The organism is Streptomyces sp. RK62, assembly GCF_018070255.1.
Taxonomy (GTDB): Bacteria; Actinomycetota; Actinomycetes; order Streptomycetales; family Streptomycetaceae; genus Streptomyces; species Streptomyces nigra.
In genome coordinates, this window is record NZ_JAGPYD010000019.1 from 97,597 (window position 1) to 119,917 (window position 22,321).

Sequence of the window (22,321 nt, forward strand, 5' to 3'; positions counted from 1 at the left end):
AATTTCCGGCCCATGACGAACCCCGCGGAGTTGAAGAACCCGACGTACACGGCGGACGAGAAGGCCGTGCTTCGCGAGAGCCTGGACCGGCACCGGGACGCGGTGTTGTGGAAGCTGGAGGGGCTGGACGACGAGGCGCTGCGCCGCCCGATGACACCGACCGGCACCAGCCTGCTGGGGCTGGTCAAGCACCTTGGCTCGGTGGAGTACGGCTGGTTCGTCGCGAGCTTCGGCGGCGAGGTCGAACCGCTGTGGTTCGACCCCTACAGCGACGAGGACATGCGGGCCGACCAGGGCGAGACGACCCAGCAGATCATCGACTTCTACGGCCGGGCGCGCGCCGCCGCCGACCGTGTGATCGAGAGCCGGTCGCTGGACGAGCGGGGCCGGCCGGACTGGCGGGACGTCGAGGTGTCCCTGCGCTGGGTGCTCGTCCACATGATCGAGGAGACGGCGCGGCACGCGGGCCACATGGACATCGCGCGCGAGCTGATCGACGGGGCGGCGGGCAGCCACCGCCCCGGCTGACGCTCACCCTCCTGGTCAGGGGACCAGCTGGCGCACCTCCTCGGCCACGAACCGCACGAACCCCTCCGGGTCCGGCTCGTCCCCGGTCGGCTGCAGGACGACGGTGTCGGCGCCGGCCTCCGCATACCGCCGTACGGCCTCGGCGACGGCCTTCGCGTCTCCGGCGACCCCGAGCCCGGGCACGGACGCGACGCCCTCCGCGGCCAGTTCGGCCCGTACGCGCTCGGGGCCGTCGGGGCCGGTGGCGGCGAGCAGGTAGACGACGATCGGGTGCGGCTCGGCGTCGGTGCGCCCGGCCGCGCTCCGCCCCTCGTCGACGAGCTGCCGGGCCCGGCGTACGCCGTCCGGCGGGGTGGAGGCGGTGAGCAGCGTCCCGTCGGCGGCGGCGCCGGACAGCCGCAGCGAGCGGGGGCCGGTGACCCCGGCGATGACCGGCGCGGGTCCGTCCGGCGGCCAGTCCAGGGCCACGTCGTCGAGCCGGACGTAGCGCCCCTCGACGGTGAGGCGTTCCCCGCGCAACAGGGCGCGCAGCGCGTCGAGATGCTCCCTCAGCAGCGTCACCGGCGACTCGGCCCGGGCACCGACCTGCCCCATCCAGTCCTGCACGCCGTGGCCGAGGGCGAGGAGGGGCCGCCCCGGGAACATCCGGTGCAGCGAGGCGGCCTCCATCGCGGTGAGCGCGACGTTGCGCAGCGGCACGGGCAGCAGGCCGACGCCGACTCTCACCCGCTCGGTCCACGCGAGGGCGGCCGCGGCGGTGGAGACACCTCCCTCACGGAAGCAGTCCTCCCAGAGCCACAGCTCCTCCAGGCCCGCCTCGTCGGCGGCCCGTGCGACGGATCGCAGTCGTTCGGGGGCGAGTTGGGGGCGGAACACCGCACCGAGTCCGGTCATGGGATCTTTCCTACCCGGGTATGCCCGGCAGGACAACGCGAATGTCGCGACGGGCGGGAGGGGGGCCACGATGGCTCGGCGGTGGCAGGACGGACGGGGCACGCTGGTCGTCCACGGGGACCGGGGCGAGGTGGCGGTACCGCTGGAGATCGCGGCGTCCTACCGTGCCCGGACGAAGGGCCTGCTGGGCCGGGACTCGGTCGACGGGGCGCTGCTGCTCACCCCGGCCGGCAGCGTGCACACCGTCCGGATGCGCATACCGATCGACGTCGCCTACCTGGACCGCCACCTCCGCGTCCTCACCGTCCGCACGATGCCCCCGAACCGCCTGGGCCTCCCCCGCCTCCGCTCCCGCCACATCCTGGAGGCGACGGCGGGGGCGATGGCGGGGTGGGGGGTGCGGGCGGGGGTACGGGTCGATGTCCAGCCGGGCTGAGACGCGCTCCCCCGTCGGCGTTCACGAGCGGGGGAAGGACACCTCGACTCTGCGGTTCTTCTTGCGGCCGGCCTCGGTGGCGTTGGAGGAGATGGGGTACTGCTCGCCGTAGCCGCGGACCTCGTAGGTGATCGTGGAGTCGTCGAGCTCCGATTCCAGGACGCCCTGTACGGCGTTGGCGCGCTTGCGGGACAGGACGTCGCCGTGGGCCGAGGAGCCCAGGTTGTCGGTGAAGCCGAAGACCCGGATGCGGGTGGCGTTCTGCTTGCCGATCTCCTCCGCGATGGCGGCGATACGGGCCTTCGCCTCGCCGGTGAGCTTGGCGCTGTCCTTGGGGAACAGCACCTCCGCCTGGAGCGCGAACTTCACGTCGGCGTTGGTGTCCTCGCGGCGCTCCTCACCGGCCTGGTCCTCGACGACCTGCTTGATGTCCAGCACCTTGGCGGCGGCGAGGGTGGCGCCCTCGGGCAGTTTGAGATCGGGGTCGTTGGCGTCGACCTCCACGGGCGCGGCGGCGGACGCCTCGGTGCCGGGCGGCACGGCGGGGTCGTCGTCGGCCTCGGCCGTGGTGGCGGTCAGGAGATTGGCGGCGATCATGACGCCGACCGCGGTCAGGGTGAGAGGGAGGCGGGTCATGGGCGGCTCATCCGGAGATCTGGATGGAGGCGGAGGCGAAGGTGGGGAGCTGCAGGCTCACTTCCCCGGTGCTGGCCGGCGGGGCCGGGAACTGCATGAACACGGGGATGGTGTCACCGGCCTTGATGCGTGGCACGCCGGTGGTGGTCAGGGGGCGCCCGTCGGTGTCGCGCAGGACGTAGTAGCGCTTCTTGCTCGCCGAGTCGACGAGTGTGGCTCCGCCGAACGACGTCCCGTGCCGGACGATCTCCGTCTCGTCACCCGAGGTGCGCGCCGAGAGGCGGGCGGGTTCGTCCCCGTCGTTCTTGAGCTCGCCGCTGACGGTGACGAATCCCCCCGAGTCCCTCTGGGCGGAGGTGATCCGCAGGATCAGCCCGTCCTCGCCCTTGAGTTCGGCGAGGAGTTCGTCGGTTCCCTCTTGTGTGCTCGGCTTGGATCCGCCGGTGTCCTTGGAAGTGGACGCGGAGCCCCGGGGCTTCTTGCCGTCGTCGCCGCCCCCTCCGCCGCAGCCCACTGCACCGAGTGCCAGTCCGGCCGCAACGGTCATCGCGACCATCCCCCGACCGGCCTTCGTAGAGAACCGCATGCTCATGTCCTGCTTCCTTCGTCACTCGTCGTTCGTTGCGTCGGCCAGGTGGACGTCGAACAGGTCCTCGGGGTCCGGAAGAGTGGTCGGGTCATCCGGATCCGGCTCCCAGTCCGTGTCACCGCAGTCGAGTACGGGCAGCGGAAGCGTCTCGTTCCCGTCGCCGTCACCGTTGTCGCCTTCCTCGTCCGTCGGAGGCTCGAAGGAGCAGCGCGGTTCGATCACCGCTGTCGCCGACGCGGTCGAGTGGAACTCCTCGGTCCCCGGGACGATGGATTCGCCCACGGACTCCTGGGCGGTCACATCGACCGTGTAGCCCAGCGGGCCCGACGGGCCACAGGCGTCGACGTCGGCGCGATTCTGCTCCGCCAGTTCATACGCACGGGGGCAGCCGTCGAGCACCGCCGTGTCCCCGTCCAGGAACTCCAGCCACTTGTCCGGGTCGTCGATCACCGACAACCAGTCCCCCGCAAGCTGGTCACGCGTGTCCTGTGCCGCCGCCAGCGCCGCCGCGTCCGCCGCCGTCTGCGCGCCGTTGCGATTCACACCGGCCTGCCCGACGGCGAGATAGGCGAACGCGAGAAAGAGCAGGCCCCCCACCACCGTGATGTAGACGGGGAAGGCCTGCCCTGAGTCGCCCGGCGAGCGACGCCGCCTCATCCCGTGAGCTCGTCGATCTGCTCCACGATGGCGTCGTAAATGGTCTGCCCGATGTCCGTCCCCGTGATCGCCAGCACGATCGCCACCACCACCGCGATGATGCCCAGGTACTCCACCGCCGTCTGTCCCCTGTCGTCCCGTGCGGTGCGGGAGCGCAGGTACGCGGCGGTCGCGTTGATCCAGTTGCTCATGGGGGTCCCCTCCGGTGTCCGGCGATCGTTGAGCGCTCTGGGGAGAAACGTAGGCGGGAACGGCCGCGATGCCAGAGGTTCCCTGGACCCGTTTCCACGCCATGACCGAAAACAGTCGTCGCGTCATCGCCCCTCAGCTCCGCCCTGGTGTGAACCGGGCTGCGTACCACGCCACTTGGCTGCGGCCTCCGCCCGGTTGGTGCTGTGAAGTTTGGCGAAGATGCGGTTGATGTGGTTCTTGACCGTCTTTTCGGTGATGAAACAGGTGGCGGCGATCTGCTGGTTGTTCATGCCGGATGCGATGAGGTCCATGATCTCCGCCTCCCTCCTGCTCAATCGGAACCGTGACCGGTACGACGACTGTGCCACAGGTGGTTGCACTTGCGAAAGTCGTTCCGGTGAAGTCCCAGCTCTGTAGGCTCGTTCGGTGTTTGCTTGCGCGAGTAGTACGGCGACTGACGGGGTCAGGGGGGTGCGTCCCCGTTTCACTTCCCGTACCGCCGCAACCAGTTCGGCCGCCGTGAAGTCCTCCTGCACCAGGTAGCCGCTCGCTCCTCGGCGCAGTGCCTCCCTCGCGGTCTCGGGCTCCTCAGTGTGTGTCAGCATCAGGACCGGGGCCACACCGGCCAGTTGGGGGATGTCCAGGCCCGGCAGGTGCACGTCCGGCAGGATCGTGTCCGGGTGGTGGTGGCGGGCCGCCTCCCAGGTCTCGGGGCCGTCGGCCGTCTCCGCCACGATCCGCAGGGCGGGGTGGCCGGACAGCAGGGCGGTCAGGGCCGCCCGTGCCGCGGGGTCGCCGTGCGCCACCACGATCCGCAGCGCCTCCTGCGCCGGAATGCCGGTCATGTGCTCCCCCTACTCCCCCGTCAGCGTCCCGAAGTCCGTGCCGGACCCGAGCAGCAGGCCCGCGCCCAGCAGGATCAGCGTCGCCGGGACCATGAAGGTGGTGATCATCAGCGTGGCCCTGGGCACCGCGCGGGCCGCCTTGCGGCGGGCGTTCTGCGCGTCGGTGCGGCGCATGTCCTTGGCGAGGGCGACCAGGGTGTCGACGATCGGGGCACCCAGTTCCTCGCCCTGCTGGAGCGCGGTCACGAACATCGCGACCTGCTCGGAGTCGTTGCGGCGGCGCAGTTCCGCGAACGCCTGGCGGCGGCTCATGCCGAGGTCCATCTGGCGCAGGGTGATGCGCAGTTCGTCCGCCCAGGGGCCCTCGTACCGGCCGGCGACGCGGTCGAGGGCCTGGCGGAAGCCGAGGCCGGCGCTGACCACGACGGCCAGGACGTCCAGGAAGTCCGGCAGGGTGCGTTCGATCTCGTCCTTCCTGATCCGGATGGCCGACCAGATGCCGACCTCCGTCCAGAAGGCGCCGAACGCGAGCAGCAGCAGCGCGACCAGCGGCTGGCCGCGCAGCAGGAAGACCAGGAAGCCGACGGCGCCGAGGAAGCCGTACACGGCGCGGCGGGCCGCGTACCGGTCGATGGTCAGGCCGCCGGGGTTGCCCGCGAGGTCGATCTTGCGGCGGTACCGGGCGACCAGCTTGGGTCCCATGAGGCGCAGGACGGCCGGGGCGTACCGCATGCCCATGCGGTCGATCAGGGAGTCCACGGCGCCGGTGCGGGTCGCGCCGACCTCCAGCGCGAGCGCCAGGTCGGCGGGGAGTTTCGTCTCCGCCCGGTACATGCGGACACCGGCGAAGACGCCGGCGACGCCGAGGGCCATGACGGTGGCGAGAAGCAGTCCGATTCCCATGTGCGGTCCCCTCAGACGTCGATCCGCGACATGCGGCGGATCAGCAGGAAGCCGAGCGCGTACAGCCCGAACGCGATCAGGACGGCCGCCTGTCCTACGGGGCTGCCGGTCATCCGTTCCAGGGCGCCGTCCTTGACGCCGTTCATCAGGAACAGCGATCCGACGCCGAGCACGGGAACGGCGTACGACGTCATGCTGACCTGGGAGAGCTGGGTGCGGACCTCGCGCCGGGTCTCCTTGCGCTCCTCCAGCGTCTCGGTGAGGTTCCGCAGGGCGCTGACGACCTGGCCGCCGGCCCGGTTGGACAGGACGAGCGTGGTGACCAGGACGACGAGTTCGCGGGAGGGGAGGCGTTCGGCGAGTTCGCCGAGCGCGTCGTCCATGGAGGCGCCGAGCGCCAGCTGGTGGGAGACCTTGGCGAGTTCCTCCCCGGCGGGGGCCTCCAGTTCCTCCGCGGCGAGGCCGATCGCGGTGCGCAGGGCGAGTCCGGCGTGCGCGGCGTTGGCGAGGATGCGGGCGAGTTCGGGGAGCTGGTTGATGAAGCGCTCGATGCGTTTCTGCCGCTGCCAGTCGAGGAACTGGACGGCCGCCCACGCGCCCAGCAGACCGGCGATGGGGCCGAAGAAGGGGGCGAGGGCCGCCTGCCCGACCAGCCAGAGCCCGGCCACCACGGCGAGCATGGTCACGAAGAACTCGCCGGGGGTGATGTCCAGGCCGGTGGCGACCAGCCGCAGTTCGAGGCGACGGCCCAGGCGGGTGCGGCGCAGCCGGCGGTCCAGGCCGGCGAAGCGGCGGCGCCGGCCACCGGCGTCGGCGATCTGGCCGGCCGCGGTCAGACGGTCGACCAGGGCCTGGCGGCGGGCCCGTCCGGCGGCGTACGCCTGGACGCCCAGCACGGCCAGGACGCAGGTCAGCAGCGCGATGCCGGTGGTGAGCGTGATGCGGGTCTGCAGGTCCATGGGCGGGGTCCTACCTGGCCTCTCGGGTGGCGAGCTCGAGCGGGGACGCGGCGACGCCGAACGCCTGCGGGATCGGCTGGTTCGCCATGTAGAGGCGGTCGGCGGTGCGGCGCGGGAGCGGATAGCAGGCGAAGGCGCCGTGGACGCGGCCGTCCGGTGTCATCGGCTGGGCGTTGAACCGGGCCACCGTGACCAGCCGGTACGGCTCGGCCCCGTGGCTGTCGAGGACGGCGATCTCGGTGATGCGGCGGGCGCCGTCCGGGAAGCGGGTCAGCTGGATGATGACGTCGACGGCGCTGTTGATCTGGTCGTGCAGCGCCTCGAAGGGGACGGCGACCTCGGACATGGACGCGAGGGTCTTCAGCCGCATCAGGGCGTCCTCGGCGCTGTTGGCGTGCACGGTGGCCAGCGAGCCGTCGTGGCCGGTCGACATCGCCTGGAGCATGTCGAGGGACTCGCCGCCGCGCACCTCGCCGACGACGATCCGGTCGGGGCGCATCCGCAGGGAGTTGCGGACGAGGTCGCGGATGGTGACCTGCCCCTTGCCCTCGACGTTCGGCGGGCGGGACTCCAAGCGGATCACATGGGCCTGCTGGAGCTGGAGTTCGGCGGAGTCCTCGATGGTGATGATGCGCTCGTGGGCGGGGATCAGGCCGGACAGGGCGTTCAGCAGGGTCGTCTTCCCGGTGCCGGTGGCGCCGGAGACGATGACGTTGAACTTGGCCTGTACGAGGCCGGCCAGCAGGAACACCATGGGCTCGTCGAGGGAGCCGAGGCCGGTCATCTCGTGCAGGGTGAAGGAGCGCGGGAAGCGGCGGATGGTGAGGGTGGCGCCGCTGAGGGAGAGCGGCGGGATGATGACGTTGACGCGCTCACCGGACGGCAGCCGGGCGTCCACCATCGGGTTGGACTCGTCGACCCGGCGGTTCACGGTGGAGACGATCCGCTCGATGGTCTGCATCAGCTGGTCGTGGGAGGCGAAGCGCAGCGGCAACTGCTCGACCCGGCCGCCGCGTTCGACGAAGATCGCGTCGGGTCCGTTCACCATGATCTCGGTGATCGACGCGTCCTCCAGGAGCGGTTCGAGGATGCCGAGGCCGAGGGCCTCGTCGACGACCCGGCGGATCAGCTGGGAGCGCTCGGAGGTGGACAGCACCGGGCCCTCGCGGCTGATGATGTGCCCGAGCACGCGCTCCAGGCGGGCCCGGCGTTCGGCCGCGGCCAGCGAGCTCATCTCGGCGAGGTCGATCTCCTGGAGGAGCTTGGCGCGGTAGGAGGCGACGAGGTGGCCGTCCTCGCCCCGGCCGCCGTTCTCCTCGGGGGTGGTGATGCGTGACCTCAGGCTCATGGGGATCCTCGTTCAGTGGTCGAGCGGCATGATCGCGGTCTTCTCGGCGGGGTCGAATTCCCAGCCGGGGACGATCGACGGGATCTCGACCGTCGCCGTGACGGTGACCTCGTCGCCGCCCAGGGCGGGCGGGCAGCTGACCTCCAGCCATTCGCTGACCGCGGCGGAGCAGGCCTCCTGCGCGCTCTCGTCCAGGGAGGCGGCGCGGGCCCCGGCCCGGGCCGCGGTGCCGGCCTGCTGGGCGGCGTAGGCGATGAGGCCGAGCTGGATGCCGGCCAGGGCGACGAGGATCAGCAGCGGGACGAACCCGAGGTATTCGAGGGCGACCTGTCCGCGGTCGCGGTTCTTCCTGCCGTACGCCATGTCAGTCGCCCCTCTCCTCCTCCACGGCGCCGGCGTGGCCGTCGACCGTGAACGGGAACCCGATGGACCCGGGGAAGAGGACGGGCACCTCCAGGTGCACGTCGGCCGTCACCAGCCCGCCGCCGGTGGCGCACTCCACCTCGCCGGTCCAGGCGCCCGGCAGGTCCTCGAGCCCGGCCTCCTGGCACGCGGCGTCCCGGGCGCCGGGGTCCGCGGCCGTCCCGGCCCGCACCGCCTCGTCGGCGGCGTGCCCGGCGAGGGTGTACGTGTAGCCGACCAGGACGCACTGCCACAGCACGATCAGCGTCAGCAGGATGAGCGGGGTCATCCCGAGGAACTCGACGGCCACCTGGCCGCGGTCCCCCCGGCGCCGCCTCACCGCCCTATCTCCTTGCGCCGCCGGAACGTCACCGCGGGCCGCTCCCCGCCCCGGGCCCGCTCCCCGCCCCTGGCCCGGCCGCCGCGCCGCTGGACGGCGCCCTCGGTGCCCTTCACCAGGCCCAGTTCGCCCGCGAGGGCCCACAGGGCCTGCTTGACGCTCGACTTGGCGTCCAGTTCGTGCACCCGGCCGGCGTCGACGGCGCCCTGGAGCTCCTTGTAGTTGGCCGGGACGGCGGTGGCGGCGACCGCGGTGCCGGTGATGCGCTGGACCAGGGCGGGCTGGATCTCCGCGGACCGGGTGTGGCGGTTGACGACGATGGTGGTCTCCTCCGCCTTGCGGATCTGCAGGCGGTCCCACATCCGCACGGCGCGCTTGGCGCCGCGCACCGCGAGCACGTCCGGGGTGGTGACGAGGAGCGCGGTGTCGGCCATCTCGACGGCGGCCGCGCTGGCACCGCTGAGCTGGGCCCCGCAGTCGACGACGACCACCTCGTAGCGGGAGCGCAGCGCGCCGACGATGTGCCGGGCGGCCCGGTCGGTGACCTCCTCGCCGCGCTCGCCGTCGCCGGGGGCGAGGAGCAGCGCGACCCCGGTGTCGTGGCGGAACACGGCGTCCGCGAGGACGCGCGGCGAGATGTCGGTGATGGCGGCGAGGTCGGCGACCGAGCGCCGGAACTGGATGTCCAGGTAGGAGGCGATGTCACCGGTCTGCAGGTCCATGTCGAGCAGGGCGGTGCTCCGGCCCGACGCCTGCGCGGCGAGGGCGAGCTGGATGGCGGTGAGGGTCGCGCCGACGCCGCCCTTGGCGCCGCTGACGGTGACGACGGTGCCGCCGGTCCCGGCGAACACGTCGCCTCCGGCGCCCAGGTGCCGCCGTACGCCCACCGACCACTGGGCCACGGCGTTGACCCGGCTGGCGAGTTCCTCGTAGTGCAGGGGCAGCGCGACCAGGCCGCGGGCGCCGTGGTCCATGGCGGCCTGGAAGAGGCCGGGGCTCGCGTCGGAGGTGACGAGGACGACGCCGACGGCGGGGAAGCGCAGGGCGACCTCGCGGATGAGCTCCAGGGCCGGGACCGGACCGATGCGCTCGTGGACGACGACGACCTCGGGCAGCTCGTCGACGGACTCGGCGGCGAGGCGGGCGAGGGTGTCGACGAGCTGCGTGGAGTCGGTGACGGGGGCGACCGGCTCGGCGTCGGGGAGCTGGCTGAGCAGGGTGGTGAGGGAACGGACCGCGTCCGCGTCGCCGACGGCCGGGAGGATCCTCGTGGGCATGGGGGCCTCTCACTTGTCCTTGGCGAGTTCGTACGTGCGGTCCGACGGGGCGATGTCGGACGCGGTGCCCGGGGCCACCAGGGCGAGCCGTACCTCGTCGGCGAACGACTCGGCATAGGTGATGCGCTGGGCGTCCACGGTCTTCAGCGCGAAGGTGATGGGGACGGCCTCGACGGTACGGCGGTCCCGGTCGTCGCGGTCGGGCTGCAGGGAGGTCAGGTCGCCGACGTCGATGACACGGGCGTTGGCCACGATCAGCTTGGACTGGTCGGGTTCGCCGTCGCGCTGCCCCTCGAAGGTGGCGTAGACGTTGACCGTGGCGCCGGGGGTGATCTTCCCGGCGACGCCGGTGGCCGCGTCGATCATGATGGCGAGTTCCTGCTCGTCGGCCTTGAGGGCGGGCTGGTCGACGACCATGTCGCTCTGGAGGAGGGAGCCCTCCTTGAGCGTGGTGACGGCGATCTTGCCGCGGATCTCGCGCAGGTCGGTGACGGCGTTCGGGGACAGCCACCGCTCGGGCATCTCGATCTTCTCGAACTGGGCCGCGCCGAGCGGGGTGTACGGGGCCACGTCGCGGGTGAGCCGGTAGGCGGTGGTCTCGGGGCCGACCTTGGACTTCACGTCGCTGATGACGGACAGCACGCCGGCGAAGGCGCCGAGGGCGCACAGGACCGACAGGAGCAGGAGTATCACGCCGCGGCGCTGACGGGAGTTCATGAACCGTGCAACCTCATTGGGGGAATCGGTCGGGGGCGGTCGGTGGGCCCGGTCCGGGGTCCGGGTCCTCTCAGCCTGCGCGGGCGGGCTGCTCGTGGACGGGCGGGGTGGCGGAGCAGAAGACGCAGCGGTCGCCGATGACGTCGATGCCGCACCAGTGGCAGGAGCTCTGCCGGACGGAGGTGACGAGCTGGTAGAGCACCGGCAGGCCGGGCAGGAAGGCGCAGAACTCGATCAGTTTGGGCGTCCCCCACCAGCGGGCGGACTCGGCGGGCAGCACCACCTCGCGCAGGCCCTGGGCGCGCCACGACGGGGCGAGGGTGCCGGCCACCCAGTCGGACTGGAGCTGGCCCTGGGCGATCAGCATCGACGTGCCGAACTCCGGTCCCGGCAGGGTGACTCCGGGGGCGGCGCGGACCAGTTCGGGGGACGGATGGGCGAGGACGCCGAACTGGCTGCCGGGCATCCAGGACCGGGCGTGCGAGCCGAGGTCGACGGGGACGCGGTCGAGCCTGGCGACGGAGCCGAGGAGCGCGCCCGCGTGCAGGTAGTGGGTGAGCAGCCGGCCTGCGGAGGCGAGGATGCCGGGGCTGAGGTCGCAGGAGGCGAGCTGGCGCAGCTGGCGGGCGAGGACGGCGAGCGCGAGCGGCGGCAGATCGGGTTCGAAGACGGCGATCCGGTCGCTCTCCAGCAGGGACCGCACGGTGTGCAGCCGTTGCCGGGCGCGCCGGGAGACGGCCCGGGAGCAGACGACGATCACATGGCCGTGGTGTTCGGTCAGGGCCTGCAGATGCGCCAGCGAGCTGTCCAGCGGCTCCTGTTCGAGGTCCTTGAGCACCACGGCGGGCACGGTCCGCTCGTCCTGCGCCGGCAGTGCCATGTCGGCACTGGTCACGGCAATGGCAGTTGGCACGCGTCGCTCCCCGCTCCCCACCCGGCCCCGGCGCTCCGGTGTCACTCCGCCGCGCCGGGACGACTTCGTTGCGTGACTGTCCCTGCACTGTATCCACGGCTCGATGACCGGAGAACAGCGTTTCAGCAGCCGGGGGACAACTGCCCACCCCCAACTCCCGTCAAAACGGGGCAGGTCGCGCGCACAAAGTCTCCACGTCCGGAACCTCTTGACAGTTTGATTGGTCTGGACCACCTTGTTTTGGCATGTTCACTAACAGATCCCGGGGCTTCCCCGGACGGGCGGCGCGCCTGTGTGCGGCTCTCGCCGCCTCGGCCCTCTCCCTGACCTTCCTCGGCGCCGGTCAGGCGTCCGCGGCGGACGTCAACAACGCCAGGAACGCCGGCTTCGAGTCCGGCCTGACCAACTGGACCTGTACCGCGAACAGCGGCACCACGGTCACCTCACCCGTGCACGGCGGCGCGAGCGCGCTCAAGGCGACGCCCGCCGGGCAGGACAACGCCCGGTGCAGCCAGAGCGTGGCCGTGAAGCCCAACTCGACCTACACGCTCAGCGCCTGGGTCCAGGGCGGCTACACCTACCTCGGCGTGACCGGCACCGGCACGACCGACGTGTCGACCTGGACGCCTGACTCGGCGGGCTGGAAGCAGCTCTCGACGACGTTCACCACCGGCGGCTCCACCAGCTCGGTGACGGTCTACACCCACGGCTGGTACGGCCAGGCGGCCTACTTCGCCGACGACATCTCCGTGTTCGGGCCGGACGGCGGCGGGGGCACCGACCCCGCTCCGACGGTCCCCGGCGTCCCGGGCGGGCTCAGCGTCTCGGGCCGCACCAGCTCCTCGATCTCCCTGGCCTGGAACACGGTCTCCGGCGCCACCGGCTACAACGTCTACCGCAACGGCACCAAGGTGACCGCGGTCGGCGGCACCTCGGCGACGGTCACCGGCCTCGCGGCCTCCACGTCGTACTCCTTCCAGGTCACTGCCACCAACGCGGCGGGTGAGTCCGGAAAGTCGGCGACCGTGACGGGCACGACCACGGCGACCCCGACGGGGCCCTCGCTGCCCAAGCACGCGGTGACCGGCTACTGGCAGAACTTCAACAACGGCGCGGCCGTGCAGAAGCTGGCCGACGTGCAGTCCCAGTACGACATCATCGCCGTCGCCTTCGCCGACGCGACCGGGACTCCGGGCGCGGTCACCTTCAACCTGGACTCGGCCGGGCTCGGCGGCTACACCGTCGACCAGTTCAAGGCGGACATCCGGGCCAAGCAGGCCGCCGGGAAGAAGGTCATCGTCTCGGTCGGCGGTGAGCGCGGCACGGTCGCCGTGAACGACTCCGCGTCGGCGGCGAACTTCGCGAACTCGGTGTACGCGCTGATGCAGGAGTACGGCTTCGACGGCGTCGACATCGACCTGGAGAACGGCCTCAACGCCACCTACATGACCCAGGCGCTGCGGTCCCTGTCGGCGAAGGCGGGCTCGTCGCTCATCATCACGATGGCGCCGCAGACCATCGACATGCAGTCGACGTCGAACGCGTACTTCCAGACGGCGCTGAACATCAAGGACATCCTCACCGTCGTCAACATGCAGTACTACAACAGCGGTTCGATGCTGGGCTGCGACGGCAAGGTCTACAGCCAGGGCTCGGTGGACTTCCTGACCGCCCTGGCCTGCATCCAGCTGGAGGGCGGCCTGGCCCCGTCCCAGGTCGGCCTGGGCCTGCCCGCCTCCACCCGGGGCGCGGGCAGCGGCTATGTGTCGCCGGCGATCGTGAACAACGCCCTGGACTGCCTCGCCAAGGGCACGAACTGCGGCACGTTCAAGCCGTCCCGGACCTACCCCGATCTGCGGGGCGCGATGACCTGGTCCACCAACTGGGACGCGACCGCGGGCAACGCCTGGTCCAACGCGGTGGGGCCGCACGTCCACGCCCTGCCGTAGTCACCCCGCCGGACGGTAGTGGCCGAGCACCCAGGCCAGCTGCGGGAACCACTCCCGCAGCCTGGCCCGGGGCTTGGCCTCCACCACACACTCGTAGAACCGCCCGTCCTGGTGGACCACGGCGACCATCAGCGCCTTGCCGTTCGGGCTCGCCTGGTAGTGGACGCTGCGGATCTCCGGCCAGCGGAACTCCACCGACAGGCCGTACATCTCGAAGACGACCCCGGAGGCGTCGACGACGACCGCGTTGCGCTTGTCGACGGCCAGGAACTCCGGCCCCGCCGCCTGCTGCTGCGGCTGCGGCGGGACCGGCCCGTACCCCGGCTGCGCGGGGGCGTACGGCGGTGGCGCGGGCGCCTGATGGGGCGCGTACTGCGGCGGGGGCGGGCCGAAGCCCGGGCCGGGTGCGGGTGGCTGCTCGCTCATCGGTGGCGTCCTGGTCCTCGTCCTCGCGGGATGCTCCGGAAAATTCCGGGTGCTGCGGTGAAACATTCTCCCCGCCCCACCGCATCAGTGAGGTGAGGGCCTCACCGCACAGCCAACAGGGGGACGTATGAGACAGCCGCGCGCCGACGAGTACGCGCGGTTCGCGGCGGCCAGGGCCGGGCATCTGTACCGCTCGGCCTGTCTGCTGACGGCCGGGGACACCCATCTCGCCGAGGACCTCGTCCAGGAGACCCTCGGCCGGATCTACGTCCGCTGGGGACGGATCTCCCGGGTGGACAACCCGGCCGGCTACGCGCAGACCGTCCTCACCCGCGCCTTCCTCGCCCACCAGCGGCGGCGCAGCAGCACCGAGCGGGCCACCGGCGCCATCCCCGACCGGGCCGCGGCCGACGGCGACCTGCCGCTGCGGCTGACGCTGCTCCAGGCGCTGGCGCGGCTGCCCGCCAAGGACCGGGCGGTCGTCGTGCTGCGCTACTGGGAGGACCGCTCGGTCGAGGAGACCGCCGACGTCATGAACGCCAGCTCGGCCGCCGTGCGCACCCGGTGCACCCGGGCGCTGGGCCGGCTGCGCGAACTCCTCGGCGAGGAACTCGGCGAGTACGCCGCCCGCTGAGCCCGCCCCCCTCACCCTTCTCCGAGAAACGGTGGATCCGCCATGCCCGTGGAACACGACCAGGACCCCTTCGAGACCCGGCTCGGGCACGCCCTGCGCGATGCCGGCGACCACTTCACCACCGACCGCGCGGCCCTCGTCGACGGGGGGCTGGCCCGAGGCCGCCGGCAGCGGCTGCGCCGGCGTACGGCGGTCGTCGGCGGCGTCGCCGGGGTGGCGCTGGCCGGGGTCGGCGGCACGCTGCTCCTCCCCGGGGGCGACGCCCCGGCCCCCCGCCCCGGCACGTCCGGGCAACCGTCCCAGCAGACGCTGACGGCGCCCGTCACCGCGCACGAGATGACCGAGTCGCTGGAGAAGCTGCTGCCCAAGGGCAAGGTGAGCGGGCAGGAGGCCCAGGGCGGGGCGGACCGCGCGCCTGCGCCGTACGCGCGTCTCGTGTTCGACGACGGCAAGGGGGCCGCGGCGGTCGTCGTCGGCCTGGACCGGATCGAGGCGGGCAGCCAACAGGCCCGCCAGACCGTCGACTGCCCCGACCGAGCGCTGGTGCGGCACGACACGTGCGTCACCACCCGGCTGTCCGACGGCTCACGGCTGAAGCTGTTCCAGGGGTACGTCTCCAACGACCGGAGCTCCAAGACCAAGCTGTGGTCGGCGGAGCTGGTGACCCCGGCCGGCCAGCACGTCTTCGTCAACGAGCTGAACGCGGCGGCGGAGAAGGACGCCCCGGTGACCCGTCCCGAACCGCCGCTGTCCACGGCCCGGTTGCGGAAGCTGGTGACGGCGCCGGTGTGGCGCTCCTACGTCGACTCGCTCCCCGAGGACCCGGTGGAGGCACAGGAGCCGCCTGCCCAGCCGTCCGTGGACTCGGTGCTGGACACGTTCGCGGCCCTGCTGCCCCGGAAGGCGAAGGTCGTGGAGCGGGGCGAGGACTACTCGTTCCTCGTCCTGGACGACGGCGAGGGCCGCGGCTATGTACAGGTCGACGTGCAGCCGGGCATGGGAGATGTCGCCGGGGAGCTGTTCGGGGAGGGGTCCGAGACGCTGCCGGACGGGACGCGGGTGGACTTCCGTGAGAACGGCGGCGACAAGGGCGTGGCGGGTGCCGTGATGTGGACCGTCGACACCCTGCGCACCGACGGCTTCCGGGTCGTCGTCAGCGCCCTCAACGCGCCGACCCAGCACGAGGCCCCCAGCCGCACGGCACCGGTCCTCACCGAGGCCCAGCTGCGGAAGATCGCCCTGAGCCCCCAGTGGGACCGGTACCGCTGAAAGACGGCTAGAAGAAGTCCGCCCAGGGCTGGTCCCAGACCTGCTTGACGCACAGGACCAGGAACAGCAGTCCGGCGATCGTCAGCATGGTGTTGCTGAGCAGCCCGTTGCGCCAGGGCGCGGGCGTGCGGGCGGAGTTGAGGAGCCAGAGCAGGGTGCCCGCGAGGAACGGCAGGAAGGCCGCGCCCAGCACGCCGTAGAGGATGATCAGGCGGAAGGGCTGGCCCTGGAACAGCAGGACGATCGGCGGGAAGGTCAGCCACAGCAGGTACGCGCGGAACGGCCAGGAGCGTTCGCGGGCGCCGGAGGCGACCTTCTCGCCCTTCTGCGCGCTCTCGCCCCGGTAGCGGGCGACGAAGTCCGCGAACATCAGGCTCACCCCGTGCCAGACGCCGATCAGCGAGGTGTACGAGGTGGCGAAGAAGCCGATCAGGAAGAACTTCGCGGTCGCCGTGCCGTACTCGTCCTCCAGGATGTCGCCGAGCTGGAGCAGGCCCTTGTCGCCGCTCGCGATGGCCACGTTCGCCGAGTGCAGCAGTTCGGCGCCGACGAAGAGCATCGCGACGACGAAGATGCCGGTGGTGATGTAGGCGACCCGGTTGTCGAGCCGCATCACCTTCATCCAGCCGGTGTCCGTCCAGCCCTTGGCGTTGACCCAGTAGCCGTACGCGGCCAGCGTGATGGTGCCGCCGACGCCGCCGATCAGGCCGAGGGTGTTGAGGATCGAGTCCTTCTCGTCGGGCAGCACGGGCAGCAGGCCCGCGAAGGCGTCCCCGAGGTTCGGCGTGACACGGATCGCGAGATAGACGGTGACGACGAACATGACGCCCACCAGGACGGTCATGACCTTCTCGAACACCGCGTACTTGTTGAACCAGACGAACACCAGACCGGTCAGGCCACAGGCGATGGCCCACCACTCCAGGTCCATCACGTTCGGGAACAGCGCCTGCAGGGGCAGGGCGCTCGACGACATCGCGGCCGCGCCGTAGACGAAGCCCCAGACCACGACGTAGGCGCCGAAGAACCAGGTGGTCCAGCGGCCCAGGGAGGCCCAGCCGTCGAAGAGGGTGCGGCCGGTGGACAGATGCCAGCGTCCGGCGGCCTCGGCGAGCGAGATCTTGACCAGACAGCCGATGATCGCGGCCCACAGCAGGGTGTAGCCGAAGTTGCTGCCCGCGATGAGCGTGGCGACCAGGTCGCCGGCGCCGACCCCGGTCGCGGCCACGACGATGCCGGGCCCGATGTACCGCCAACTGGACTTACGGGGACGGGAGTCCGCCGCGCCGACCGGTGTTGCCTCTGTGCTTCCCGTGGTGTCCGCCATGCAGGTCAAGTAAGCGCACGGGCGCCGGGGCGACAAGAGGGCGTGCCGCGATCTGCACCCGATGTCCGCACGGACGCTACGAGCGCACCTCGTCCGCGCTGGTCAGCCGTACTGGAGCCGGACGCTCGCCCCGTCCGGTTCGTCGCGGACGTCCACGTAGGCGCACACCTGGCGGGCGAACCACAGGCCTTTGCCCTGCCCGGGTGCGGTGTCCGGCGGCGGTACGAAGCCCGCCAGTGGGTCGTCGACGCGGCGCACGGGCCGCAGTTCGCAGACGCAGGCCGGGCCGTCGGCCCACAGCAGGGCCCGGTCGAGGGGGCCGAGGGCGGCGGCCGCCTCGGCGACGGCTGTCGCGAACACGTCCGCGTCGGCCGGGGCCAGCCCCTGCACGGTGGCCCAGGTGCGTACGGCTCCGGCGGCGGGGGCCGGACCGGGGAGGCGCTCGGCGTCGGCGGGCGGGGCGGGGAGCGGTACGGCGTCCAGTTCGGCGGCGATCCTGAGCGGGTCCTCGTACACCGGGGTGTCGGGGTGGGTGCGGCGGGCGGCGGCGACGATGGTGGCACCGGCGATCCGGGCGTCGTAGGCGCACAGCGCGGTGGTGGCGAGCGGGGCGAACAGCAGGTTGGCGAGGGCCTCGTAGCGGATCCACTCGGCGGTCTCGCGGGGCGAGCGGCCGGCCCGGCCGCCCCACACGGGCTCCATCAGCAGATGGATCCGGCCACCGGGACCGGCGTGCGCGGCGAGGTGACCGGCGCCCTGCGCGATCGCGTTGGCGGCGGAGCCGGTGTACCACTCGGTGTGCGGGACGAGTCCGATGTCGCCGGTGCCGGGCCCGAGGGCGTCGCGCAGCAGGTCCAGGTTGCCGGGGGCGGCGATGACCACGGGCGGCGGTTCGTGCGGCGCGGAGAGCCCCTCGGCGAGGAACGGCAGCGCCTGGGCCAGGAACTCCTCGTCGGAGCCGAAGACGGCCATGCGGTGGTCGAACGGACCGGGTCCGGGGTCGGCCTGAGAGGTCATGGGCGGGCTCTCCTGACGTCCTGGGGAGGCCGGGGGGAGCCGGGGGTGCGCCGGTCCCCGCCGCCGTCGCTCCCCCCGCTCCCCCTTGCGCGGACCCTCACCCTTCCCGGGCCGTGCGCCGCCGCGCACGCCGGGGTCACACCGGCGGGTGGACTTCGCCCGGGAACGCGCCGGGCGCATACCGCGCGCGTACACTGCGCGGCCCGATTTTCGGCCGGTTCCGGGCATCGGCCGGTTCTCCACCCTTGAACTGTTCATGCCATGCCCCGACCATGAGCCCCGCACCCCCGCACCAGTCGTACGTCGCACTGAACCCCACCCCCACTTCTCCCAGGAGAATTCATGCGACTTCGCACACGCGGTCCAGGCGCCCGGGGCGGCAGACGGGCCGCCGCCCTCGCGGCCCTGCTCTCCCTCGCCCTCGCGGCGCCGCTGACCAGCACCGACCCGGCCACCGCCGACAGCGCCGCCAAGGCGGCCCCCTCGGCCGACGACATCCGCCAGTACGAGGTCCGGCTGCACGCGACTCCCGCCGACCGCACGGCCCTTCAGCGCACGGGCGTGAGCGTGGACGCCGCCGACGACCACGGTGTCGTCGTCTCCGGCCGCGCGGACCAGATCAAGAAGCTCAGGGCGCTCGGCTACGACGTCACCCCGCTCGGCGCGGTCCCCGACCGGTCCGCAGGCGAGGACGACGTACGGCTGTACGACTTCCCGTCGGGCGACTCGCGCTACCACAACTACGCGGAGATGACGGCCGAGATCAACACGGTCGTCGCGGCCCACCCGTCCCTCGTGAGCCGGCGTGTCATCGGCACGTCCTATCAGGGCCGGGACATCGTCGCCCTCAAGATCAGCGACAACGTGGGCACCGACGAGGCCGAGCCCGAGGTGCTGTTCACGCACCACCAGCACGCCCGGGAGCACCTCACCGTCGAGATGGCGCTCTACCTGCTGCGCGAACTGACCTCCGGCTACGGGAGCGACGCGCGGATCACCGGCCTGGTGAACAGCCGGGAGATCTGGATCGTGCCCGACCTCAACCCGGACGGCGGCGAGTACGACATCGCCACCGGCTCCTACCGGTCCTGGCGCAAGAACCGGCAGCCCAACTCCGGTTCCTCCGCCGTCGGCACCGACCTGAACCGCAACTGGGCCTACCGCTGGGGCTGCTGCGGCGGCTCCTCCGGGTCGGCGTCCTCCGAGACCTACCGGGGCGCCCGCGCCGAGTCGGCCCCCGAGGTGAAGGTGGTCGCGGACTTCGTGCGCGGCCGGGTCGTCGGCGGCAAGCAGCAGATCACGGCCGGCATCGACTTCCACACCTACAGCGAGCTGGTGCTGTGGCCGTTCGGGTACACGTACTCCGACACCACGACCGGGATGACGGCCGACGACCGCAACGCCTTCGCCGCCGTCGGCCGCAAGATGGCGGCCAGCAACGGCTATACGCCCGAGCAGGCCAGCGACCTCTACATCACCGACGGCTCGATCGACGACTGGCTCTGGGGCGACCAGCGGATCTTCTCGTACACCTTCGAGATGTACCCGCGGTCCGGCGGCGGGGGGTTCTACCCGCCCGACGAGGTCATCGAGCGGGAGACCTCCCGCAACCGGGACGCCGTCCTCCAGCTGCTGGAGAACGCGGACTGCATGTACCGGTCCATCGGGAAGGAGGCCCAGTACTGCTCCTGAAGCCCGGTACGGGGCTTAGGGGGTGTCTGACAATTCCCACCTGCCTCGCGGTGTCTGGCACGCACGCTCGCCGCGTTGCCGAAACGCCCACGTGACTCCGCCACGAGGGCGCTCCGGCGCCTTGCGACCGCACGCACCAGACACCGCGAGGCCCGCCCCTCCGGGGCGGACGGCGGGAATTGTCAGACACCCCCTAGGAGTTACTCCTTCTCGGCGGCGGCCTCGGATTCGGCCTCGGCCTCCTCGGCCGCGCCCTCCTCGAAGTAGGCGTCGAGGACGGCGTCCAGCCGCTCGTCCCACTCCGCGAAGCGGCTCCTGGCCGTCGCCTCGATCTCGATCGGGTACCAGCGGCGGTCAGGGGTGTGCACCGTGATGGTGAACCGCTTCCCGAAGCGCGGGGACTCCGTCTCGACGGCGGCGATCTCGTCCCAGCGGAACTCGCACTCCTGGTCGTCCAGGCAGAGCCGGACTCCCCGGTGGTCGGCGACGATCCGCGCCCGCCGGTCGGCGGCCTCGAACACGGGGCCGTCCACCGGCGCCTCGTCCTCGGCCGCGTCCTCCTGGACGTCCTCCGCCTCGTCCGCCTCTTCGGGCTCCTCGACGGCGGCCTCCTCGGGCACCGTCTCGTCGAGGTCCGCCGCGACCGGATCGCCCTTCTCCTGCGGGCCCTTGGGGGCGGCGGACGCGGGCGGGGTGAGCCCGGGGACGAAGGCCGGGTCGAACCCGGCGCCTTCCACCAGGGGCTGGCTGCCTGAACCTATGCGCTGCTCCACAGCCGAGCAGTATGGTCGACAACCCTGTGGTCCGCACAACCAGCCCCCGCATCGTTACCGACCCGCGAGACACGGGACCGGCGGGACTACACGAACAGGCTGAGCACCGCCGCCACCGCGAACCCGGCCAGCGACAGGACGCTCTCCAGCACCGTCCAGGACTTCAGCGTGTCCCGCTCGGTGATGCCGAAGTACTTGGCCACGATCCAGAATCCGCCGTCGTTGACGTGCGAGGCGAAGATGGAACCGGCCGAGACCGCCATGATGACCAGGGCGACGAACGCCTGCGAGTGGTGGCCCTCGGAGAGCAGGGGCGCGACGATGCCCGCCGTGGTGACGATGGCGACCGTCGCGGACCCCTGGGCGACCCGCAGCACCAGCGAGATCAGGTACGACAGCACGATGACGGGCAGGCCCACGTCGTTGAAGGTGTCCGACAGGGCCTGGGCGACGCCGCTGGCCTTCAGGACGGCGCCGAACACACCGCCCGCGCCGACGACCAGGAGGATGTTGCCGACCGGCTTCAGCGACGAAGTGGACACCGTCTCCAGGGACTTGCGGGACCAGCCGCGCCGGATGCCCAGCAGGTAGTACGCGAGGAGCAGGGCGATCGTCAGGGCCACGAACGGGTGCCCGAAGAACTCGATCACCGAGCGGGTGGTGGACGGGTCCAGACCGATCGAGGAGAACGTCGCGGCGAGGATCAGCACCAGCGGCGTACCGATGATGCCGAGGACGGTACCGAGCGGCACCGGGGCCTCGCGGGGCTCCACACCGGCCGCCCGCTGTTCGGCGACGACCGACTGCCGGGCCTCCTCGGCCGCCTCGACCATGTCCTGCGGCACGGCGACGAAGACGCGCCGCCCGATCCAGGCCGCGTACGCCCAGGCGGCCAGCACGGCGGGGATGCCGCAGACGACGCCCATGAGGATGACCCAGCCCAGCTCGACGTGGAGCAGTCCGGCCGCGGCCACCGGGCCGGGGTGCGGGGGCAGGAAGGCGTGGGTCATCGACAGGCCCGCGAGCAGCGGCAGGCAATACAGCAGGATCGACTTGCCGGAGCGCTTGGCGGCGGCGTAGACGAGCGGCGCGAGGACGAAGATGCCGACGTCGAAGAAGACCGGGATGCCGAAGATCAGGCCGGTCACACCCATCGCGAGCGGGGCCCGGCGCTCCCCGAAGAGCCGCAGCAGCCGGGAGGCCAGCACCTCGGCGCCGCCGCTGACTTCGAGGATGGCGCCGAGCATGGTGCCGAGGCCGATGATGATGGCGACATGGCCGAGGATGCCGCCCATGCCGGACTCGATGGTGGAGACCGCGTCGGACCGCTGGACGGTGCCGAAGAGTTCGGTGACGGAGAGGCCGGCCATCAGGCCGACGGCTATGGAGACGGCGAGCAGCGCGACGAACGGCTGGAGCCGCACCTTGATGATCAGGTAGAGCAGCAGCGCGATGCCGAGGGCGGCGACCGTGAGCAGTCCGGCCGTGCCGTCGATGAGGTGCAGCAGACCGCCGGTGTGCGGGGGTGTCTCGGGGGCCTGCGCGGCGAGCGGAAGGAGCGAAGGGGGCATCGGGGGGTCCTCGGGGTGGGTGCATCC

25 protein-coding genes are annotated in these 22,321 nt (G+C 71.8%); 6 read left to right on the forward strand and 19 right to left on the reverse strand.

All coding sequences use genetic code 11. The features are described 5' to 3' along the window. Nucleotides 1-12: 12 nt before the first annotated feature. A complete protein-coding gene (locus tag KBY32_RS30995; RefSeq protein WP_210982424.1) occupies nucleotides 13-528 on the forward strand; it encodes a DinB family protein in 516 nt (171 codons plus the stop codon). A 15-nt stretch (nucleotides 529-543) separates the two neighbouring features. On the opposite strand, the gene KBY32_RS31000 is transcribed toward KBY32_RS30995, so the two are convergent. Next, nucleotides 544-1,422 (reverse strand): LLM class flavin-dependent oxidoreductase, encoded by an 879-nt coding sequence (locus KBY32_RS31000; protein ID WP_210982425.1) that lies wholly within the window; start codon nucleotides 1,420-1,422, stop codon nucleotides 544-546. A 70-nt stretch (nucleotides 1,423-1,492) separates the two neighbouring features. Between KBY32_RS31000 and KBY32_RS31005 the strand changes: the two genes are divergently transcribed. Further along, the gene (locus KBY32_RS31005) at nucleotides 1,493-1,858 is read left to right on the forward strand and encodes a DUF192 domain-containing protein (protein WP_115507406.1); all 366 of its coding nucleotides are present in this window, start codon (nucleotides 1,493-1,495) and stop codon (nucleotides 1,856-1,858) included. A gap of 21 nt (nucleotides 1,859-1,879) precedes the next feature. On the opposite strand, the gene KBY32_RS31010 is transcribed toward KBY32_RS31005, so the two are convergent. The 13 genes from KBY32_RS31010 to KBY32_RS31070 all read right to left on the reverse strand — a co-directional run bounded on the left by KBY32_RS31010 (nucleotide 1,880) and on the right by KBY32_RS31070 (nucleotide 11,603). After that, nucleotides 1,880-2,494: an OmpA family protein gene (locus KBY32_RS31010; protein WP_055621781.1), complete on the reverse strand. Its 615-nt coding sequence runs from the start codon at nucleotides 2,492-2,494 to the stop codon at nucleotides 1,880-1,882. 7 nt (nucleotides 2,495-2,501) lie between these two features. Beyond that, the gene (locus KBY32_RS31015; RefSeq protein WP_055621780.1) at nucleotides 2,502-3,086 is read right to left on the reverse strand and encodes a hypothetical protein; all 585 of its coding nucleotides are present in this window, start codon (nucleotides 3,084-3,086) and stop codon (nucleotides 2,502-2,504) included. A 15-nt stretch (nucleotides 3,087-3,101) separates the two neighbouring features. Continuing rightward, nucleotides 3,102-3,740: a pilus assembly protein TadG-related protein gene (locus KBY32_RS31020; protein ID WP_210982426.1), complete on the reverse strand. Its 639-nt coding sequence runs from the start codon at nucleotides 3,738-3,740 to the stop codon at nucleotides 3,102-3,104. Continuing rightward, nucleotides 3,737-3,931, reverse strand: a complete 195-nt coding sequence (locus KBY32_RS31025; RefSeq protein ID WP_055621778.1) for a Flp family type IVb pilin — start codon at nucleotides 3,929-3,931, stop codon at nucleotides 3,737-3,739. The genes KBY32_RS31020 and KBY32_RS31025 overlap by 4 nt, the downstream gene beginning before the upstream one ends. 123 nt (nucleotides 3,932-4,054) lie before the next feature. Beyond that, nucleotides 4,055-4,777 carry a response regulator transcription factor gene (locus KBY32_RS31030; protein ID WP_210982427.1) on the reverse strand — a complete coding sequence of 241 codons (723 nt, stop codon included), beginning with the start codon at nucleotides 4,775-4,777 and terminating at the stop codon, nucleotides 4,055-4,057. Between the two features lie 9 nt (nucleotides 4,778-4,786). Continuing rightward, complete coding sequence (locus KBY32_RS31035) at nucleotides 4,787-5,680, reverse strand: DUF5936 domain-containing protein (RefSeq protein WP_210982428.1); 894 nt, start codon at nucleotides 5,678-5,680, stop codon at nucleotides 4,787-4,789. A gap of 11 nt (nucleotides 5,681-5,691) precedes the next feature. After that, complete coding sequence (locus KBY32_RS31040; RefSeq protein ID WP_210982429.1) at nucleotides 5,692-6,639, reverse strand: type II secretion system F family protein; 948 nt, start codon at nucleotides 6,637-6,639, stop codon at nucleotides 5,692-5,694. 10 nt (nucleotides 6,640-6,649) lie between these two features. Continuing rightward, nucleotides 6,650-7,987 carry a CpaF family protein gene (locus tag KBY32_RS31045; protein WP_055621775.1) on the reverse strand — a complete coding sequence of 446 codons (1,338 nt, stop codon included), beginning with the start codon at nucleotides 7,985-7,987 and terminating at the stop codon, nucleotides 6,650-6,652. 12 nt (nucleotides 7,988-7,999) lie between these two features. Next, nucleotides 8,000-8,350 (reverse strand): TadE/TadG family type IV pilus assembly protein, encoded by a 351-nt coding sequence (locus KBY32_RS31050; RefSeq protein WP_055621774.1) that lies wholly within the window; start codon nucleotides 8,348-8,350, stop codon nucleotides 8,000-8,002. Between the two features lies 1 nt (nucleotide 8,351). After that, nucleotides 8,352-8,678 carry a pilus assembly protein gene (locus KBY32_RS31055; protein WP_234350844.1) on the reverse strand — a complete coding sequence of 109 codons (327 nt, stop codon included), beginning with the start codon at nucleotides 8,676-8,678 and terminating at the stop codon, nucleotides 8,352-8,354. A 47-nt stretch (nucleotides 8,679-8,725) separates the two neighbouring features. Beyond that, nucleotides 8,726-10,006 (reverse strand): AAA family ATPase, encoded by a 1,281-nt coding sequence (locus KBY32_RS31060; RefSeq protein WP_055621772.1) that lies wholly within the window; start codon nucleotides 10,004-10,006, stop codon nucleotides 8,726-8,728. A gap of 9 nt (nucleotides 10,007-10,015) precedes the next feature. Next, nucleotides 10,016-10,723, reverse strand: a complete 708-nt coding sequence (cpaB, locus tag KBY32_RS31065) for a Flp pilus assembly protein CpaB (protein ID WP_210982430.1) — start codon at nucleotides 10,721-10,723, stop codon at nucleotides 10,016-10,018. A 70-nt stretch (nucleotides 10,724-10,793) separates the two neighbouring features. Continuing rightward, nucleotides 10,794-11,603, reverse strand: coding sequence for a hypothetical protein (locus KBY32_RS31070; RefSeq protein WP_247690254.1), 810 nt, complete (start codon nucleotides 11,601-11,603; stop codon nucleotides 10,794-10,796). Between the two features lie 278 nt (nucleotides 11,604-11,881). On the opposite strand from KBY32_RS31070, the gene KBY32_RS31075 reads away from it, so the two are divergent. Then, nucleotides 11,882-13,585: a chitinase gene (locus KBY32_RS31075; RefSeq protein ID WP_055621769.1), complete on the forward strand. Its 1,704-nt coding sequence runs from the start codon at nucleotides 11,882-11,884 to the stop codon at nucleotides 13,583-13,585. Here the strand turns inward: KBY32_RS31075 and KBY32_RS31080 are convergent, their stop codons facing one another. Next, nucleotides 13,586-14,011, reverse strand: coding sequence for a hypothetical protein (locus tag KBY32_RS31080; protein WP_210982432.1), 426 nt, complete (start codon nucleotides 14,009-14,011; stop codon nucleotides 13,586-13,588). 127 nt (nucleotides 14,012-14,138) lie between these two features. Here KBY32_RS31080 and KBY32_RS31085 point away from each other — a divergent pair, with 127 nt between their 5' ends. Then, the gene (locus KBY32_RS31085) at nucleotides 14,139-14,645 is read left to right on the forward strand and encodes a SigE family RNA polymerase sigma factor (RefSeq protein ID WP_055621767.1); all 507 of its coding nucleotides are present in this window, start codon (nucleotides 14,139-14,141) and stop codon (nucleotides 14,643-14,645) included. A 42-nt stretch (nucleotides 14,646-14,687) separates the two neighbouring features. Next, nucleotides 14,688-15,914, forward strand: coding sequence for a hypothetical protein (locus tag KBY32_RS31090; protein ID WP_210982433.1), 1,227 nt, complete (start codon nucleotides 14,688-14,690; stop codon nucleotides 15,912-15,914). A gap of 7 nt (nucleotides 15,915-15,921) precedes the next feature. Here the strand turns inward: KBY32_RS31090 and KBY32_RS31095 are convergent, their stop codons facing one another. Next, nucleotides 15,922-17,241 carry an Nramp family divalent metal transporter gene (locus tag KBY32_RS31095; RefSeq protein WP_210982434.1) on the reverse strand — a complete coding sequence of 440 codons (1,320 nt, stop codon included), beginning with the start codon at nucleotides 17,239-17,241 and terminating at the stop codon, nucleotides 15,922-15,924. A 102-nt stretch (nucleotides 17,242-17,343) separates the two neighbouring features. Further along, nucleotides 17,344-18,258 (reverse strand): MEDS domain-containing protein, encoded by a 915-nt coding sequence (locus KBY32_RS31100; RefSeq protein ID WP_210982435.1) that lies wholly within the window; start codon nucleotides 18,256-18,258, stop codon nucleotides 17,344-17,346. A 342-nt stretch (nucleotides 18,259-18,600) separates the two neighbouring features. Between KBY32_RS31100 and KBY32_RS31105 the strand changes: the two genes are divergently transcribed. Then, complete coding sequence (locus KBY32_RS31105; protein WP_055621763.1) at nucleotides 18,601-19,950, forward strand: M14 family metallopeptidase; 1,350 nt, start codon at nucleotides 18,601-18,603, stop codon at nucleotides 19,948-19,950. A gap of 200 nt (nucleotides 19,951-20,150) precedes the next feature. Here the strand turns inward: KBY32_RS31105 and KBY32_RS31110 are convergent, their stop codons facing one another. Next, nucleotides 20,151-20,723 carry a hypothetical protein gene (locus KBY32_RS31110; RefSeq protein WP_210982436.1) on the reverse strand — a complete coding sequence of 191 codons (573 nt, stop codon included), beginning with the start codon at nucleotides 20,721-20,723 and terminating at the stop codon, nucleotides 20,151-20,153. Between the two features lie 86 nt (nucleotides 20,724-20,809). Continuing rightward, nucleotides 20,810-22,294: a GntP family permease gene (locus KBY32_RS31115; protein ID WP_055621761.1), complete on the reverse strand. Its 1,485-nt coding sequence runs from the start codon at nucleotides 22,292-22,294 to the stop codon at nucleotides 20,810-20,812. Nucleotides 22,295-22,321: the final 27 nt, after the last annotated feature.